The organism is Streptomyces sp. Y7 (assembly GCF_043195415.1).
Classification (GTDB): Bacteria; Actinomycetota; Actinomycetes; order Streptomycetales; family Streptomycetaceae; genus Streptomyces.
The window spans coordinates 318,905-334,571 of sequence record NZ_JBIDDQ010000006.1 but is presented as its reverse complement, the minus strand read 5'-3'; the positions used below and the strand labels follow the sequence as shown (position 1 = coordinate 334,571).

The 15,667-nt window shown below is 70.7% G+C and carries 19 protein-coding genes; 13 read left to right on the top strand and 6 right to left on the bottom strand.

Annotated features, from left to right (window positions below; all coding sequences use genetic code 11):
- Positions 1-24 precede the first annotated feature (24 nt).
- Both ACGFW6_RS18925 and ACGFW6_RS18920 read left to right on the top strand, forming a co-directional pair.
- Positions 25-747, top strand: coding sequence for a response regulator transcription factor (locus tag ACGFW6_RS18925; protein WP_393510637.1), 723 nt, complete (start codon positions 25-27; stop codon positions 745-747).
- Positions 744-2,153 carry an ATP-binding protein gene (locus tag ACGFW6_RS18920; protein ID WP_393510634.1) on the top strand — a complete coding sequence of 470 codons (1,410 nt, stop codon included), beginning with the start codon at positions 744-746 and terminating at the stop codon, positions 2,151-2,153. The genes ACGFW6_RS18925 and ACGFW6_RS18920 overlap by 4 nt, the downstream gene beginning before the upstream one ends.
- 37 nt (positions 2,154-2,190) lie before the next feature.
- Here the strand turns inward: ACGFW6_RS18920 and ACGFW6_RS18915 are convergent, their stop codons facing one another.
- The 4 genes from ACGFW6_RS18915 to ACGFW6_RS18900 all read right to left on the bottom strand — a co-directional run bounded on the left by ACGFW6_RS18915 (position 2,191) and on the right by ACGFW6_RS18900 (position 4,849).
- Positions 2,191-2,667, bottom strand: coding sequence for a MarR family winged helix-turn-helix transcriptional regulator (locus ACGFW6_RS18915; protein ID WP_393510631.1), 477 nt, complete (start codon positions 2,665-2,667; stop codon positions 2,191-2,193).
- 100 nt (positions 2,668-2,767) lie between these two features.
- Complete coding sequence (locus ACGFW6_RS18910) at positions 2,768-3,568, bottom strand: AIM24 family protein (protein WP_393510628.1); 801 nt, start codon at positions 3,566-3,568, stop codon at positions 2,768-2,770.
- Positions 3,565-4,215, bottom strand: coding sequence for an AIM24 family protein (locus ACGFW6_RS18905; RefSeq protein WP_393510626.1), 651 nt, complete (start codon positions 4,213-4,215; stop codon positions 3,565-3,567). Before ACGFW6_RS18905 ends, ACGFW6_RS18910 begins: the two co-directional genes overlap by 4 nt.
- A gap of 1 nt (position 4,216) precedes the next feature.
- Entirely contained in the window at positions 4,217-4,849 is a 633-nt protein-coding gene (locus tag ACGFW6_RS18900; RefSeq protein ID WP_393510861.1) for an AIM24 family protein, read from the bottom strand.
- A 222-nt stretch (positions 4,850-5,071) separates the two neighbouring features.
- On the opposite strand from ACGFW6_RS18900, the gene ACGFW6_RS18895 reads away from it, so the two are divergent.
- From ACGFW6_RS18895 to ACGFW6_RS18855, 9 genes are all read left to right on the top strand, one after another.
- Positions 5,072-5,416 carry a DUF3817 domain-containing protein gene (locus tag ACGFW6_RS18895; protein ID WP_126899586.1) on the top strand — a complete coding sequence of 115 codons (345 nt, stop codon included), beginning with the start codon at positions 5,072-5,074 and terminating at the stop codon, positions 5,414-5,416.
- Positions 5,413-5,706, top strand: a complete 294-nt coding sequence (locus ACGFW6_RS18890) for an MTH1187 family thiamine-binding protein (RefSeq protein WP_125524876.1) — start codon at positions 5,413-5,415, stop codon at positions 5,704-5,706. The genes ACGFW6_RS18895 and ACGFW6_RS18890 overlap by 4 nt, the downstream gene beginning before the upstream one ends.
- 294 nt (positions 5,707-6,000) lie before the next feature.
- The gene (locus ACGFW6_RS18885; protein WP_393510622.1) at positions 6,001-7,110 is read left to right on the top strand and encodes a SchA/CurD-like domain-containing protein; all 1,110 of its coding nucleotides are present in this window, start codon (positions 6,001-6,003) and stop codon (positions 7,108-7,110) included.
- 44 nt (positions 7,111-7,154) lie between these two features.
- The gene (locus ACGFW6_RS18880) at positions 7,155-7,619 is read left to right on the top strand and encodes a cupin domain-containing protein (RefSeq protein WP_393510619.1); all 465 of its coding nucleotides are present in this window, start codon (positions 7,155-7,157) and stop codon (positions 7,617-7,619) included.
- Complete coding sequence (locus ACGFW6_RS18875; protein WP_393510616.1) at positions 7,616-8,887, top strand: beta-ketoacyl-[acyl-carrier-protein] synthase family protein; 1,272 nt, start codon at positions 7,616-7,618, stop codon at positions 8,885-8,887. The genes ACGFW6_RS18880 and ACGFW6_RS18875 overlap by 4 nt, the downstream gene beginning before the upstream one ends.
- A complete protein-coding gene (locus tag ACGFW6_RS18870; RefSeq protein ID WP_393510613.1) occupies positions 8,884-10,134 on the top strand; it encodes a ketosynthase chain-length factor in 1,251 nt (416 codons plus the stop codon). The genes ACGFW6_RS18875 and ACGFW6_RS18870 overlap by 4 nt, the downstream gene beginning before the upstream one ends.
- A gap of 19 nt (positions 10,135-10,153) precedes the next feature.
- Positions 10,154-10,420 (top strand): acyl carrier protein, encoded by a 267-nt coding sequence (locus ACGFW6_RS18865; RefSeq protein WP_393510610.1) that lies wholly within the window; start codon positions 10,154-10,156, stop codon positions 10,418-10,420.
- A gap of 1 nt (position 10,421) precedes the next feature.
- The gene (locus ACGFW6_RS18860; protein ID WP_393510607.1) at positions 10,422-10,877 is read left to right on the top strand and encodes an SRPBCC family protein; all 456 of its coding nucleotides are present in this window, start codon (positions 10,422-10,424) and stop codon (positions 10,875-10,877) included.
- Entirely contained in the window at positions 10,862-11,185 is a 324-nt protein-coding gene (locus ACGFW6_RS18855; RefSeq protein ID WP_393510604.1) for a TcmI family type II polyketide cyclase, read from the top strand. The genes ACGFW6_RS18860 and ACGFW6_RS18855 overlap by 16 nt, the downstream gene beginning before the upstream one ends.
- A 57-nt stretch (positions 11,186-11,242) precedes the next feature.
- On the opposite strand, the gene ACGFW6_RS18850 is transcribed toward ACGFW6_RS18855, so the two are convergent.
- Both ACGFW6_RS18850 and ACGFW6_RS18845 read right to left on the bottom strand, forming a co-directional pair.
- Complete coding sequence (locus ACGFW6_RS18850; protein WP_393510601.1) at positions 11,243-12,211, bottom strand: amidohydrolase family protein; 969 nt, start codon at positions 12,209-12,211, stop codon at positions 11,243-11,245.
- A 54-nt stretch (positions 12,212-12,265) separates the two neighbouring features.
- Positions 12,266-13,897 (bottom strand): FAD-dependent oxidoreductase, encoded by a 1,632-nt coding sequence (locus ACGFW6_RS18845; protein ID WP_393510598.1) that lies wholly within the window; start codon positions 13,895-13,897, stop codon positions 12,266-12,268.
- A gap of 146 nt (positions 13,898-14,043) precedes the next feature.
- Between ACGFW6_RS18845 and ACGFW6_RS18840 the strand changes: the two genes are divergently transcribed.
- Together ACGFW6_RS18840 and ACGFW6_RS18835 are read left to right on the top strand one after the other, a co-directional pair.
- Complete coding sequence (locus tag ACGFW6_RS18840; RefSeq protein ID WP_393510595.1) at positions 14,044-15,312, top strand: cytochrome P450; 1,269 nt, start codon at positions 14,044-14,046, stop codon at positions 15,310-15,312.
- The gene (locus tag ACGFW6_RS18835; protein WP_393510592.1) at positions 15,309-15,635 is read left to right on the top strand and encodes an antibiotic biosynthesis monooxygenase family protein; all 327 of its coding nucleotides are present in this window, start codon (positions 15,309-15,311) and stop codon (positions 15,633-15,635) included. The genes ACGFW6_RS18840 and ACGFW6_RS18835 overlap by 4 nt, the downstream gene beginning before the upstream one ends.
- Positions 15,636-15,667: the final 32 nt, after the last annotated feature.

The following is a 15,667-nucleotide window of genomic DNA, read 5'->3' as shown; positions in this document are numbered from 1 at the left end:
GCTTGGCTTTGCGAACCTTTACGCATGCGCCCGCCCGTCACCCACCACCACCCTGCTCGAGACGCTTCGCGTCGCCCCTTTCGACTGTTGATCGTGGAGGACGAGAAGCGGCTGGCCCTGTCGCTCGCCAAGGGCCTCGCGGCCGAGGGCTACGCCGTGGACGTCGTCCATGACGGTCGGGAAGGGCTGTACCGGGCCTCCGAGGGGTCGTACGACCTCGTGATCCTCGACATCATGCTGCCCGGCATGAACGGCTACCGCGTCTGCGCCGCCCTGCGGGCCGCCGGCCACGAGGTGCCGATCCTGATGCTCACCGCCAAGGACGGCGAGTACGACGAGGCGGAGGGGCTGGACACCGGCGCCGACGACTACCTCACCAAGCCGTTCTCCTACGTCGTCCTCGTGGCCCGGGTGAAGGCGCTGCTGCGGCGCGGGGGGCAGGGCGCCGGTGCCTCGCCCGTGCACGTCCATGGCGACCTCAAGGTCGACACCGCCGCCCGCCGGGTCTTCCTCGGCGAGGCCGAAGTGACCCTCACCACCAAGGAGTTCGCCGTCCTGGAGCAGCTGGTGACGCGGGCCGGCGAGGTGGTCTCCAAGGCCGGGATCCTGGAGCACGTCTGGGACTTCGCGTACGAGGGCGATCCCAACATCGTCGAGGTGTACGTCAGCACCCTGCGGCGCAAGCTGCGCCCCGGGCTGATCCGGACGGTGCGCGGCGCCGGCTACCGGCTGGAGACAGAGCGATGAGAAGGATCTTCGGCTCGGTCCGCTCCAGGGCCACGCTCGGCGCCACCCTCGTCGTCGCCGTGGCGCTGGTCGCGGCCGGGGCGGCGGTGCTGCTGTCGCTGCGCTCCAACCTGATGGAGCAGGCGGGCAACGAGGCGCAGCGCACCGCGCAGAACGTCGTCGCCCAGATCGCCGCCGGGAAGACCTACGACCAGCTGGACCTGGACGACGAGAGCCCGGTCCAGGTCGTCGACGCGAACGGCACCCTGGTCGCGGCCAGTGACGAGCTGGAACGGATCAGCGGCACGGCCACCGACGCGGTGAAGCCGCAGCCGGCTGCCACGGGCACGAGCGGTGTCGACGACGATGACGACGCCGACGACAGCGCTCGCGACGAGGCCGGTGAGATCGGGGAGGGCACCGAGTTCAGCGACGGCTCCGCGACCATCGACGGCGAGAGCGCCGACTACCGCTTCGCCGCCGTGCCCGTGGAGGCCGGCGAGCGGGGGAAGCTGACCGTCTACGCCGGGGGGTCGCTGGACGCCGAGCAGAGTGCCGTGAACACCGCGCTCACCGTCATGCTCATCGGTTTCCCGCTGCTGCTCGCTGTCGTCGCCGGCGTCACCTGGCTGGTCACCGGGCGCGCCCTGCGTCCCGTCGAGGGCATCCGGGGCGAGATGGCGGCGATCACCGCGTCCGAGGACCTCGCGCGGCGAGTGCCGGTGCCGGACACGCACGACGAGGTCGCCCGCCTCGCGCTCACCACGAACGAGACCCTGGCGGCCCTCCAGACCTCGGTGGAGCGCCAGCGCCGCTTCGTCGCCGACGCCTCGCACGAGCTGCGCAGCCCCATCGCGTCGCTGCGCACCCAGCTGGAGGTGGGCGTCGCCCACCCGGAGCTGCTCGACCTCGACGGCGCGGTCGTGGACACCGTACGGCTGCAGGGACTGGCCGCCGACCTGCTGCTGCTCGCCCGTCTGGACGCGGGGGAGCGGCCCGGCGACGCGCGGTTCGACCTCGGTGCGCTGGCCCGTGAGCAGGCCGAGGGGCGGGCGGACGTGACGGTCGAGGCGCGGTCCGCGCAGGTGGCCGGGTCACGTGGGCAGGTGGGCAGGGTGCTCACCAACCTGCTGGACAACGCCCGGCGGCATGCGCACTCGGCCGTCACCGTGACCGTGCGCGCGGACGGGGAGTGGGTCGTCGTGGCGGTGGCCGACGACGGGGACGGGGTGGCCGAGGCCGACCGGGAGCGGATCTTCGAGCGGTTCGTCCGGCTCGACGAGGCCCGCAGCCGGGACGACGGCGGGGCCGGGCTGGGGCTGGCCATCGCCCGTGACGTGGCCGTACGGCACGGGGGCACGCTCACCGTGGGCCGGGCGCCGGCGGGCGGAGCCCTGTTCGAACTCCGCCTGCCGCAGGCTCAGTAGGCGCCGGGGTCGCCGGAGCCGTCGGGGTGCGCCCGGGTCACGGACGTCCCCGCTGGCCGCGCAGGTGCTCCGCGATCGGCTTGAGGGCCTTGTCGAGTTCTGCCAGGGAGTCGGGGGAGAGCAGGTCGATGAAGTGCCGGCGGACGGACGCCACGTGGTGCGGCGCGACCTTCTGCATCGTCTCCATGCCGTGATCGGTGAGGACGGCGTAGAGCCCGCGCCGGTCGGACTCACAGTTCTCACGCCGGACCAGGTTCGCGTTCTCCATCCTGGTGATCTGGTGGGAGAGCCGGCTCTTGGACTGCAGGGTGGCGGAGGCGAGGTCGCTCATCCGCATCCGTACGTCGTCCGACTCGGAGAGGTTCACCAGGATCTCGTAGTCGTTCATTGTCAGGCCGAACGGCTGCAGGTCCTTCTCGAGCTGGTACGTCAACAGCCTGTTGACCTCCAGGTGGGTGCGCCAGGCGCACTGCTCCGCATCGGTCAGCCAGCGAGTGGCCGTCTCGGTCTCCATGAATGAAGTCTACCTAAGAAGTTGAAAGGCGAACTAGTGAGGGTTTTTGTGGCACGAACGTGTGCGCACACGTTCGATGTCACACTCCGCAGACTACCGCTCACAGCCCGAAGCGACGCTGGAGGTCCCCCAGCTGTCCGGGAAGGCGCGGTGTCCCGGCCGATTGTGAAGGGCCTGTGTGCGACCCCCCGCCACCGGGTACTCCGGCGTCCGGTGGGACCGCCCCCGTGGCCTGCTCGGCCATGAGGGTCTCGGTCGACTGGAGCAGGACGGTGCCGGCCCCGACGAACTCGAACTGATGCTCCTCCCCGGAGGCCCCTCCGAGGCCCGTCAGTGCACGTAGACCGCCCATCACGCCGGTCATGTAGCCATGGTCGTAGTGGTGGCACGGCGAGGGGCAGTCGGCCCAGCCGACGAGCGCCTGCGGGTCCACCCGGATCGGGGGTTCCATGAACACCACCGGCCCGTTAGATGCAGCCACGAACTTTCCGGTTCCGATGAGTGTCAGAAAACCCGGCACGATCGATTGCTTGAGTGCAAGAGTTGGCTGAAAAGCGAGCAGGTTGCCCGAGCGAATGGTCAGGTTGCCGTCTTCGAGGTCGAACGAATTCACGTCGAAGGCCCGGTCGGCCAGCAGCATCTTCCCGGAGCCGTCCGCCACGACCCAGTCGCTCGCGTGCAGTGGCGAATGGAAGGACGTACGGACAAGTCGGTCGAGTCGGCCGTGCCCGACGCCGTTGAAGTCGATCGAGCCGTAGTAGGCGATCATCTTCCCCTTCTGCAGGAACCACTGGCTTCCCTTGAGTTCCACGCAGAAGGTGTAGGCGTTGACGTTGTCGTCGCAGGGCAGCGAGGCCGGGTCGAGGACCGTGGGGCCGCCGGGGGTTCCGTAGGTGCTCACAGCTTTTCCTCCGACGCCTGGACGTAGACGGCCCCGCTGCCGCTGAGCTCCAGCTGGAACGCCTCGCCGGAGCCGCGGCCCACCATGTCGCGCCAGCCGAGCGCGGTGGACAGCTTGTTGCGCACGTCGCCGTGGTGGGCGACATAGGCCTGGGGGTCGACGTGGACCGGGCGCTGCGGGGTGATCGGGATCTCGAAGACGCCGCCGTGCGCCATGACCGCCACCGCGCCGTGCCCCTTGAGGGTGGTGGTGAACAGCCCCTGCCCCGAGACCTGGCCGCGGACCATGCCCATGACCCCGCCCTGTGAGCCGAGGAACATCGTGCCCTGCTGGAGGGTGCCCTCGAAGGCGAGGAGGCGGTCCGCCTCGACGCACAGGGTGTCGCCGGCGAGGTGGATGACCTGCACATGGTGGCCGCCGTGCCCGAAGAGCACGGTGCCGCTGCCCTCGACGGTCATCAGCGGGGTGTCCTCGTTCGCCACCCGGCGCCCGATCATCGACATGATCCCGCCCCGGCCGCCCGCCATGTTGGGGGTGAAGGACACCTCGCCCTTGTAGGCGAGCATCGCGCCGCGCTGGCTGTACAGCTTCTGGCCGGGGGCGACGGTCACCTCGACCATCTTGGAGTTGATCTCACGGAAGGCCATCTCACACGTCCCCCGCGATCGTGTTCCGCTCGCTCGGCTGTACGTACACCAGCCCGTCCCCCTCGAACCGGATCTGGAACGCCTCACCGCCGCCCTCGCCCATGAGGGTGCGGAACGTCACACCGGACTGGAAGGACTGCCGCAGATTCCCCTGGTGGGCCACGTAGGCCCCGGGGTCGACGGTCAGGGGGTACTGCCCGCTGACCCGCAGCACCACGGCCGGTCCGTCCGACATGATCGCCGCCTGTCCGTGTCCTTCGACGGTGGTGGTGAACAGGCCGTTGCCCTGGGAGGCGCCGCGCAGACCCGTGAAGGTGGTGCCGGTGCGCAGCCCCGCGTCGGTCGCGAGCAGGTTGCTCGACTCGACGTACAGCTTGTCGCCCTGGAGGTTCACGAGGTTGATCTCGGAGGCGCGGTCCGCGAACCAGCACGTCCCGTGCCCCTTCACCTCCATCACCGTCATCTGCTCACCGGTCAGGCGCCGGGTCACCATGCCGCGCAGACCCTCACCGCCGCCGCTCATCTTCTTGAAGGCCATCTGCCCGTCGTACGCGACCATCGAGCCGTTCTTCGCCTTCACGGCGTCCCCGGTCATGTCGACGGCGAGCACCTTGCTGCCCTGGAGTCGGAACATCGCCACGCAGCGAAGGTAACCGCCGGGGCCTGCCGCCGACAGATCCCGTAGGTGGACTTCACCCCTGACGGCACCCTCAGGGTCCCACCCGACCCCGACCCCGACCCCGGGCCCGGAGCACCCCCCGGGGTTTGCCACAATGGACGAGCGTTTGTGCTTGCGTTCACAAGCTGAGCCCGAGCCGACCGACGTCTCTCCCACCCCCTCCACCGAAGGTGACCCGTGGACATCAAGACCGCCACCGCCCTCCGCCGCCTCCGCCTCGTCTCGGCCCCCGAGGCGGTGTCGTTCCTGCTCCTGCTCGTCTGCTCGGTGCTGAAGCGGACCACGGACTTCAATGCGGTGCCCGTGATGGGCATGGTCCACGGCGTGCTCTTCGTCCTGTACGTGATCTTCTGGGCGGACGCCTGGAACCGCGCCAAGTGGCCGCTGAGGACCGCGGCCCTCTACTTCGTGCTGTCCGTCCTGCCGACCGGCGGCTTCTTCGCCGACCGCAGGCTCCGGCGTGAGGCCGAGGACGCGGTCATCGCCTCCCGCGCCCGCAAGGAAGGGGTCGTGGGCGCATGATCGTCGCGTTTTCCGTGACGCCGCTCGGTGTCGGCGAGGACGTGGGGGAGTACGTCGCCGACGCCGTCCGCGTGGTCCGCGAGTCGGGTCTGCCGAACCGCACCGACGCGATGTTCACCTCGATCGAGGGCGACTGGGACGAGGTCATGGACGTCGTCCGGCGTGCGGTCGCCGCCGTCGAGGCGCGGGCGCCGCGGGTGTCCCTGGTCCTCAAGGCGGACATCCGCCCGGGCGTGACGGACGGCCTCACCTCCAAGGTGGAGACGGTCGAACGCCACCTCGCCGAGTAACAGGGCGCGGGAGCCGCCCGGCGGCCCCGCGGCCCGTGCATGTCCCCAAGTCCCCGCCATGAGCGGGGACTTCGGCGTTTCCGGGGCCGGGCCGGAACAGGCGTCCCGCGTCATCCGGCTGTGCTCGTGCGAACACATCCCGGCCTGCCCGACGGGCAGTTCCCTCAATTGGCCCGCGTGGCTCGCGGACCCCAAGGCCCTGACCCACGATGAAGGCTCAAGGGCCGAAACCCGCGTTCGCGCTGGTGGACAGGGACGGCCGCCGCTTGCTCCCGCGAAGGAAGGGTCCGCCGGATGACCACTTCGCCCTACACGTCCCAGTCGGCGTTCGACGGCTCCAGGATGCGCGTCCTCCTGCTCGTCGACCTCCACGAGGGTGCCCAGCAACAGTTCCTGGACGCGTACGAGCAGATGCGTGACCGTGTCGCCTCGGTGCCCGGTCATCTCGGTGACCAGTTGTGCCAGTCCGTGGAGAACCCCTCCCAGTGGGTCATCACGAGCGAATGGGAGACCGCCCCGCCCTACCTCGCCTGGGTGAACAGCGACGAGCACCTCGAGACGGTCCGGCCGTTGCAGAGCTGCGTCCGCGAGCTGCGCTCGATGCGCTACGGCATCGTCCGCGAGACCGGCGGCGACCGCCCGAAGGCCGGTGTGCTCCAGTCGGCCCCGCGTGTGGGCGACGGCGTGATCCGCCATGCCCTGACCTTCACCGTCAAGCCCGGCTCCGAGTCCAAGGTCGCCGAGATCCTCGCCGGCTACGCGCCGCCCGAGGCCCGCGTCGACGCCACCACGCGGCTGCGCCGCACCACCCTGTTCATGCACGGCAACCGGGTGGTGCGCACCGTCGAGGTGGAGGGCGACCTGACCGCGGCGCTGCGCCACGTCTCCCGCCAGCCCGAGGTGCGGGCCGTCGAGGAGGCCATCAACCCGTATCTGGAGCAGGACCGGGACCTGACCGATCCCGAGTCCGCGCGGAACTTCTTCATCCGTGCCGCCACCCCGCCCGTCCACCACGTGGCGCGCGGCGGCCCGGAACCCGGCGACCTCAGGCGCAAGGCCCTGTACTACCCGGCCAGACAGGGCTGCGGGACGGCGCTGGCGAAGCTGCTCGCCCGGCAGGACGAGGCGGCCGCGGCCGACCCCGCGTCCCCCGTGCACCGCAGCACCGTCTTCCAGCGCGAGGACATCGTCGTGCGCCTCATCGACGTGCAGGGCGACCCCGAGACCGATCCGGTGATGGCGCTCGGCATCCACGGCCCCAGGAAGGCCGCCGTCCTGGCCCGTCTGCTGGACGGCGAGGCGCTCGGCGTCACCGGACCGCTGACCGGCGCACGGGACGCCAACCGCCTCCTCGCGCACGCCGACATGGCGCTGATCACCGACCGCAGGGCCGCGCAGTCCTGAGGCGCGGGGACCGACACCTCATCGAACGACCTGGAGACAAGACCATGGACAAGATGCGCCCGCGCGTCGTGGACGTCAACGAGATCGAGCCCAACCGCAAGCGCGGCGGCGACCTGCGCACCCTGCTCACCCCCGTCACGGTGGGTGCGACGAGCGGCTTCATGGGTCTGGCCATCATGCGGCCCGGCGAACGCATCAGCGAGCACTACCACCCGTACTCCGAGGAGTTCATCTACGTCGTCGAGGGCCGGCTGGAGGTGGACCTGGATGGCGAAACGTTTCCTCTCCGGGCCGACCAGGGCCTCATGATCCCCATCGACATGCGGCACCGCTTCCGCAACGTCGGTGACGAGGAGGCCCGGATGGTCTTCCACCTGGGCCCGCTGGCACCCAACCCGAAACTCGGCCACGTGGACACCGAGGCCCCGGAGATCAGCGACGACGTCAAGCCCTACCCGCTCGTCCAGGCGGAGGGCGCGCAGCCGGAACGCCCAGGGGTGCTGTCATGACCCGGCGCGTGGCGGTCACCGGCATAGGCGTGGTCGCCCCCGGCGGGATCGGGGTCCCCGCGTTCTGGGACCTGCTGTCCAACGGCCGTACGGCGACCCGTGGCATCACCCTCTTCGACCCCGAGGGACTGCGCTCGCGGATAGCCGCCGAGTGCGACTTCGACCCGCTCGCGCACGGCCTCGACGCGAACATCGTCGAACGGGCCGACCGGTACATACAGTTCGCCCTGGCCGCGGCCCAGGAGGCCGTGACCGACAGCGGGGTCGACTTCGCCGCGGAGGACCCCTGGCGCGTGGCCGTGTCCCTGGGCAGCGCGGTGGGCGGCACCACCCGGCTGGAGCACGACTACGTCCTGGTCAGCGCCGGCGGACAGCGCTGGGACGTCGACCATCGCGCCGCCGAGCCGCAGCTGCACCGGGCGTTCTCGCCCAGCACGCTGGCGGCCGACGTCGCCGAACGGTTCGGCGCCCAGGGCCCGGTGCAGACCGTGTCCACCGGCTGCACCTCCGGCCTCGACGCCGTGGGCTACGCCTTCCACACCATCGAGGAGGGCCGCGCCGACATCTGCCTCGCCGGGGCGTCGGACTCCCCGATCTCCCCGATCACCATGGCCTGCTTCGACGCCATCAAGGCCACGTCGCCCAACAACGACGACCCGGAGCACGCCTCCCGGCCCTTCGACGCGCACCGCGACGGGTTCGTGATGGGGGAGGGCGCCGCCGTCCTCGTGCTGGAGGACCTGGAGCACGCCCGCGCGCGCGGCGCGCACGTCTACTGCGAGATCGCCGGCTACGCCACCTTCGGCAACGCCTACCACATGACCGGTCTGACCAGTGAGGGCCTGGAGATGGCGAGGGCCATCGACGAGACCCTCGACCACGCGCGCGTGGACCCCACGGAGATCGACTACGTCAACGCGCACGGGTCCGGCACCCGCCAGAACGACCGGCACGAGACCGCCGCCGTGAAGAAGTCCCTGGGTTCGCACGCCTACGAGACGCCCATGAGCTCCATCAAGTCCATGGTGGGCCACTCGCTGGGCGCGATCGGCGCGATCGAGGTCGTGGCCTGTGTCCTGGCGCTGGCCCGGCAGGTGGTGCCGCCGACGGCCAACTACGAGACCCCGGACCCCGAGTGCGACCTGGACTACGTCCCGCGCACCGCACGCTCCCGCCGGCTCGACAACGTGCTCTCCGTGGGCAGCGGCTTCGGCGGGTTCCAGTCCGCGGTACTCCTGACGGGGCCGAATGGGAGGAGCCGACGATGAGTGGTCCACGCGCCCGGCAGACCGCCGTCACGGGCCTCGGCGTGGTCGCGCCCAACGGCCTGCACGCCGACACCTACTGGAAGAACGTCAAGGAGGGCGCGAGCGTCCTCGACCGGGTCACCCGGGAGGGCTGCGAGCACCTGCCGCTCCGCGTCGCCGGCGAGGTACGCGGATTCGACCCGACGGCGCTGATCGAGGAGACCTTCCTCGTCCAGACCGACAAGTTCACCCACTTCGCGCTCGCGGCCGCCGACGCCGCCCTGAAGGACGCGGGCCTCGGCGAGGCAGCCTGGGCGGACGCCCCGTACTCCGTGGGCGTCGTCACCGCGGCCGGGTCCGGCGGCGGTGAGTTCGGCCAGCGTGAACTCCAGAAGCTGTGGGGGCAGGGCTCCCGGTTCGTCGGGCCCTACCAGTCCATCGCCTGGTTCTACGCGGCCAGCACCGGCCAGATATCCATCCGCAAGGGCTTCAAGGGCCCCTGTGGCGTGGTGGCCAGCGACGAGGCCGGCGGCCTGGACGCCGTCGCGCACGCCGCCCGGGCCGTCGGCCGCGGCACGGACGTCGTCGTGGTCGGCGCCGCCGAGGCCCCGCTCGCCCCGTACTCGGGGGTCTGCCAGCTCGGCTACCGCGAGCTCAGCACCGTCGAGGACCCGGCCCGCGCCTACCGCCCCTTCACCTCGGCGGCCTGCGGCTTCGTACCCGCCGAGGGCGGTGCCGTGCTGGTCGTGGAGGACCTGGAGCGGGCCCGGCGCCGGGGCACGGCCGTCCGCGCCACCGTGGCCGGACACACCGCCACCTTCACCGGCGCCTCGCGCTGGGACCGGTCGCGGGAGGGGCTCGCGCACGCCATCCGCGGCGCCCTCGACGAGGCCGGCTGCGCGCCGGAGGAGATCGACGTGGTCTTCGCCGACGCGATGGGTGTCCCCGAGGCGGACCGCGCCGAGGCGCTCGCCCTGGCCGACGCCCTCGGCCCGCACGGCACCCGCGTGCCGGTCACGGCCCCCAAGGCCGGCATCGGGCGGTCGTACTGCGGCGCGCCCCTGCTGGACATCGTGGCCGCGGTGCAGGCCATGGAGCACGGGCAGATCCCGCCGACGCCGGGCGTCTTCGACATCTGCCACGACATCGACCTGGTGACCGCCACGGCGCGCCCGGCCGAGCTGCGCACGGCCCTGGTCCTCAGCCGGGGACTCATGGGCTCCAACGCGGCACTGGTCCTGCGCCGGGGCCCGGCGCAGGACGCCTAGAAAGACAAGGAGAACCCTGATGACCACCGAAGTGAACCAAGTGACCTTCGCAGACCTGGCCGCGCTGATGAAGAAGGGCGCCGGCGTGACCGTCGACCCGCGCGAATTGGAGAGCCGGGCGGACGACCCCTTCGGCGAGTTCGGACTGGACTCGCTCGGCCTGCTCGGCATCGTCGGCGAACTGGAGAACCGGCACGGCCGGGCGCTGCCCACCGACGCCGAGCGCTGCAAGAGCCCCCGCGCCTTCCTCGACCTCGTCAACGGCGCCCTCACGACAGGAGCCTGAAGTGCCCGGACACACCGAGAACGAGATCACCATCAACGCTCCCCTCGACCTCGTCTGGGACATGACGAACGATCTGGAGCGCTGGCCGCAGCTGTTCAGCGAGTACGCCTCCTGTGAGGTGCTCTCCCGCGAGGGCGACACGGTGACCTTCCGACTGACCATGCACCCCGACGAGAACGGCAAGGTGTGGAGCTGGGTCTCGGAGCGGGTCGCCGACCGCGAGAAGCGCGTCGTGCGGGCCCGCCGGGTCGAGACCGGACCCTTCGCCTACATGAACATCGTGTGGGAGTACGAGGAGACGCCGGCCGGCACCCGGATGCACTGGACGCAGGACTTCGCCATGAAGCCCGAGGCCCCGGTCGACGACGACGGGATGACGGAGATCATCAACCGCAACTCGCCCATCCAGATGGCCCTCATCCGCGACCGTGTGGAGGCGGCATGCACCACGGCCTGATCGTCGCCCGGATGTCCCCGCACTCGGCCAAGGACATCGCCGGTGTCTTCGCGGACTCCGACAGCGGTGAACTCCCGCACCTCGTGGGCGTGCGGCAGCGCTCCCTGTTCCAGTTCGGCGATGTGTACATGCACTTCATCGAGGCCGATCAGGACCCGGGTCCCGCCATCGCGAAGGTGGCCGGGCACCCCGAGTTCGTCGGCATCAGCAAGCGGCTCGAAGCGTTCGTCAGCCCGTACGACCCGGAGACCTGGCGCAGCCCCAAGGACGCGATGGCGCGCTGCTTCTACCACTGGGAGAAGCACTGACCGACCGAAGGAGGCCGCCGCCCGGGTTCCGGGCGGCGGCCTCCTTCGGTCGTCGGGCTACGACCGCGCGAGCGCCGGCATCAGCCGCAGCGCGTTCTCCCGGTTGATGCCCTGGAGCAGCTCCTGCGAGAGGCAGGGGTCGCCGTCCAGAGCGGGCGTCACGCTGTCGACGATGACGTGGGCGGGGGTGGGCGGCCAGTCCGTGCCGAAGAGGATGCGGTCCGGGTCGACCGTCGCCAGCAGGGTGGGCGTGGCCGAGGGGGACATCGGGCCCGCGGTGTCGAAGTAGAAGCGGTGCAGGTAGTCGCGGACCCGGCCGGGCTCGACCGGGGGTGTGATCCGCCCGCCGAACAGGTCCAGGCGGGTGGCCATGTAGGGCAGGAAGCCGCCGCCGTGCGGAAGGATGAAGCTGAGGTCGGGGTAGCGGTCCAGGGTGCCGTTGCGGATGAGGTTGATCGCCGCGCGCGTGGTGTCCAGCAGGAAGTCGCACACGAAGGGCGGCATCCCCGGCATCCCCGCCGCGCCGTCCTTCCCTCCGGCCGGCACGTCCATGGGGTGCGTGCTGATGACCGCGGACCGCTCGTTCAGCTCCCGCAGCAGCCGGTCGTGCGACTCGTCGCCGAGGAAGACGCCGTCCATGCTGGTGCGCGTGCTCACCCCGATGGCGCCGAGCTCGTCGAGACCGTGCCGCAGGCTCCAGGAGGAGAGCTCCAGGTCATCGAGGAAGACGGGCGTGAAGAAGGCGAACCGGCCGGGGTGGGCCTCGACGACGTCGGCCGCCGCCCCCAGGGCGACCCGGGCGCTCTCCTGGCGCTCGGCGCGCTCACGGAGCCGTCCCAGCATCGCGACGGTCATGACGGAGGTACCGATCCCCGTCTTGTCCATGACCTCCAGTGCCGCGTTCACGTCCCAGCGGGTCCACCAGGGCAGCTTCTCGCGGCTGACGGCACCTCGCGCCTCGGCCCAGTCCAGCCAGGCCGGGGCGGTGAAGTGATGGTGGACGTCGATGCGTCCGGCAAGGCTCATAACAACGTCCTCGGGGTGGGGGTCCAGAAGGGGGAAGAACTCAGGGGCGCCGGCTCAGTCCCGGCAGAGCACGCCCTGCATCACGTTCGTCAGGACGCGGTCGGCGTCCGGCATCGCCGCGTCCGCGCGCCAGGCGACGAAGCCGTCGGGGCGTACGAGGACCGCACCGTCCTCGGCCGTGCCGTGCAGCTCCGCCCAGTCGGCGTCCCGGTCGGGGGACAGATCGTGATCGGGGCCCGTACCCACCAGGTACGCCTCGATGGGCACGCCGAGGTTGGTGGAGGCCCGCTCCACGGCGGCCCGCCACTTCTGCCCTCCGGAGCCGGCGAGCAGCACGAAGGAACGCTCGTACAGGTCGAGGGTGGAGATCCTGGTGTCCCCGCGCATCACCCACATGTGCGGCGCGCGGCTTCCCGGCTCGCCGCCGAGCTGGAAGACGTCGGGGACGACCGGCCGCTCCGGCGGGGCACCCACCACCGCGTTCGACGCGTACCGGTAGCACAGGGCGACCGTCATCAGGTCCCCCGGATCGTCGTTGCGCCCGGCGCCGGGACTGAAGCCCGGGTGCTGCTCGTCGGCCGCCTGCACGCACGCGCGTGTGCCGGTCGCGAGGGCGACGGGCCGGCGTTCGAGTTCGTAGGTGTCGAGCAGTGACGGGCAGGCCCAGCCGCGCAGCACCGCGGCCAGCTTCCAGGCGAGGTTGTGACCGTCCTGGATACCGGTGTTGGAGCCGAACGCCCCGGTCGGCGGCATCTCGTGGGCGGAGTCGCCGGCCAGGAAGACACGGCCCTCGCCATAGCGGTCGGCGACCCGCTTCGAGGCGTGCCAGGGCGCCCTGCCGGTGATCTCGACGTCGATGCCGGGCACGCCGACGGCGGCGCGGATGTGCGCCGCGAGCCGCTCGTCGGTGAAGTCCTCCAGCTCCTCACGCCGGTCGGGGCGCCAGGGCACATGGATCACCCAGCGCTCCTCGTTGTCCACCGGCAGCAGGGCGCCCTCGCCCTGGGGGTCGGTGACGTAGCAGACGACGAATCGTTTCTCTCCGACGTGGTCCTTCAGGGCCCTGCTGCGGAACGTGACACTCACGTTGTGGAACAGCTCGCCCGGTCCCGACTGACCGATCCCCAGGTGATTGCGGATGGGGCTGCGAGGGCCGTCGGCGGCCACCAGGTACTCGGCGTTCACCGTGTAGGTCTCGCCGGTGTCGCGGTTCCTGATCCGGGCCTCGACGCCGTCGCCGTGCTCGGTGAAGGAGAGCAGCTCCGAGTGGAAGCGGATGTCGGCGCCCTGTTCGCGGGTGTAGTCGAGCAGCACCGGTTCCAGGTCGTTCTGACTGCACAGGCACCAGTCCGAGGAACTCACCCGGGAGATGTCCATGCCGCCGGAGATGTCGCCGATGATCCAGCGCCGCTGCTCCCCGGTGAGGGTGTCCACCTGGAGGATGCCGTCGTTGCCGGCGAGGACGCGGGCGGCGTCCCGGATACGGGATTCCAGGCCGGCGGTCCGGTAGATCTCCATGGTGCGCACGTTGTTGCCGCGGCCACGCGGATGCGTCGATGTCGCGGCATGGCGTTCCACGAGCATGTGCTCGATACCGAGGCGGCCCAGGAAAACCGAAGTGGAAAGACCCACCAGGGATCCGCCGACGATGAGAACTGGTACAGATTCCGCTTGGTGTCCGCTCACGAGGTCGATGTTTACCAAGTCGAACTGCGACACACACGTGTTGTGGCGAGCCGACCCATATGGCGCAGCGCCGTTTGCGGCGCGGTACGGCCCGGGAAACGGTGGCTCTGAAACCGACCGAATTCACGCCGACCCGGGGACCAGTCATGACGCAAGCGTTCGCATCCGAGGAATCCGAGGCACTGTCGTCCGAAGAGGCCGCGGCCGCGGCCTCGTCGTGCAGCCGGGAGTTCCGCGCCAACCCGCATCCCGTCTACGCCGCGCTGCGCGAGACCGCGCCCGTGTGCCCGCTGTCGCCGCCGCACGGGGTGCAGACGTACCTGATCACGCGTTATGACGACGCCCGCGCCGCGCTCGCCGACCCCCGGCTGAGCAAGGACATGTACGGCGCCATCGACGCCTACCACCGCATCTTCGGTGACTCGTCGATCGCGCTGGACGACAACATGCTCTTCTCGGACCCGCCGAAGCACACCAGGCTGCGTCGGATCGTCGGGAACACGTTCACTCCGAAGCGGGTGGAATCGCTGCGGTCGCGCGTGCAGCAGATCACCGACGAACTGCTCGACCGGTGCCCGACGACCGGGCCGGTGAATCTGCTCCCGGAATTCTGTTTCCCGCTGCCGCTGCAGGTGATCTGTGAACTCCTGGGCGTTCCGGAGAACGAGCGGAAACAGGCGCAGGAATGGTCCGCCACCGTCGCACAGACCGGATTCGGTCCGGAGGCGCGCGCGAAACTGGAGATCGCCGAGGGAAATCTGCGCGACTATCTGGTGGACCTGTGCGCGCGCAAGCGCAGGGAGCCGGACGGCGGTCTGCTCAGCGCGCTCGTCACCGCCCAGGACCAGGAGGGCTCGCTCACCGACCACGAACTCGTCTCGACGGCGTGGGTGCTGCTCTTCGCGGGCCACAAGTCGACGGCGTACCAGATCGGGAACGCGGTCTACCACCTGCTCAGCCGGCCGGACCAGAAGGAGCTGGCACTGCGGGACGCGAGTTCGATGAACGCGGCCATCGAGGAGATCTTCCGCTTCGAGACCTCGGTGGAGAACTCCACGTTCCGGCACGCCAAGGAAGACGTCGTCATCCGGGACACCCTCATTCCCAAGGGCGCGCTCGTCCAGATCTCGATCACCGGGGCCAACCGCGACCCGGAGATGTTCAGCGCGCCGAACGAGCTGGACGTCCGGCGCCCGAACGTCCAGGCCACCCACCTCGCCTTCGGCTACGGCCCGCACTACTGCGTCGGCGCGCCCCTGGCCCGGCTGGAGATGCAGATCGCCCTCGGCACGCTCTTCGCCCGGCACCCCCGCGTGGCCCTCGTCGGCGCCCCCGAGGACGCGCGCTGGATGACCGTGCCGTTCCCCGCCTTCCGCGGACTGGCCGAGCTGCCCGTCGTCCTCGACCCGTCATGACCGCGCAGACCTCGGCCCCGGCGCGGGTCCGGGTGATCCGGCTGCTGCGGGTGCGCGACGGGATGGAGGCGGAGTTCGTCCGGTCCTACCAGGACGTGCGTGCGGGGGCGGAGCAGTTCCCCGGGCACCTCGGCGAACAGCTGTGCCGTTCCGTGGACGACCCGGACCAGTGGCTGCTCACCAGTGAGTGGGCCGACCTCGACGCCATCGGCCGCTGGCGCTCCGCCGACGCCCACCGGAATCTGGTCGAGCCGATGAACGCCTGTCTGCACGACGACCGCTGGACGGGGGTCTTCCAGGTGAAGGAGATGGCCGCGCGGTGAACGACGGCACCGGGCGGTGCCGATGCCGACCG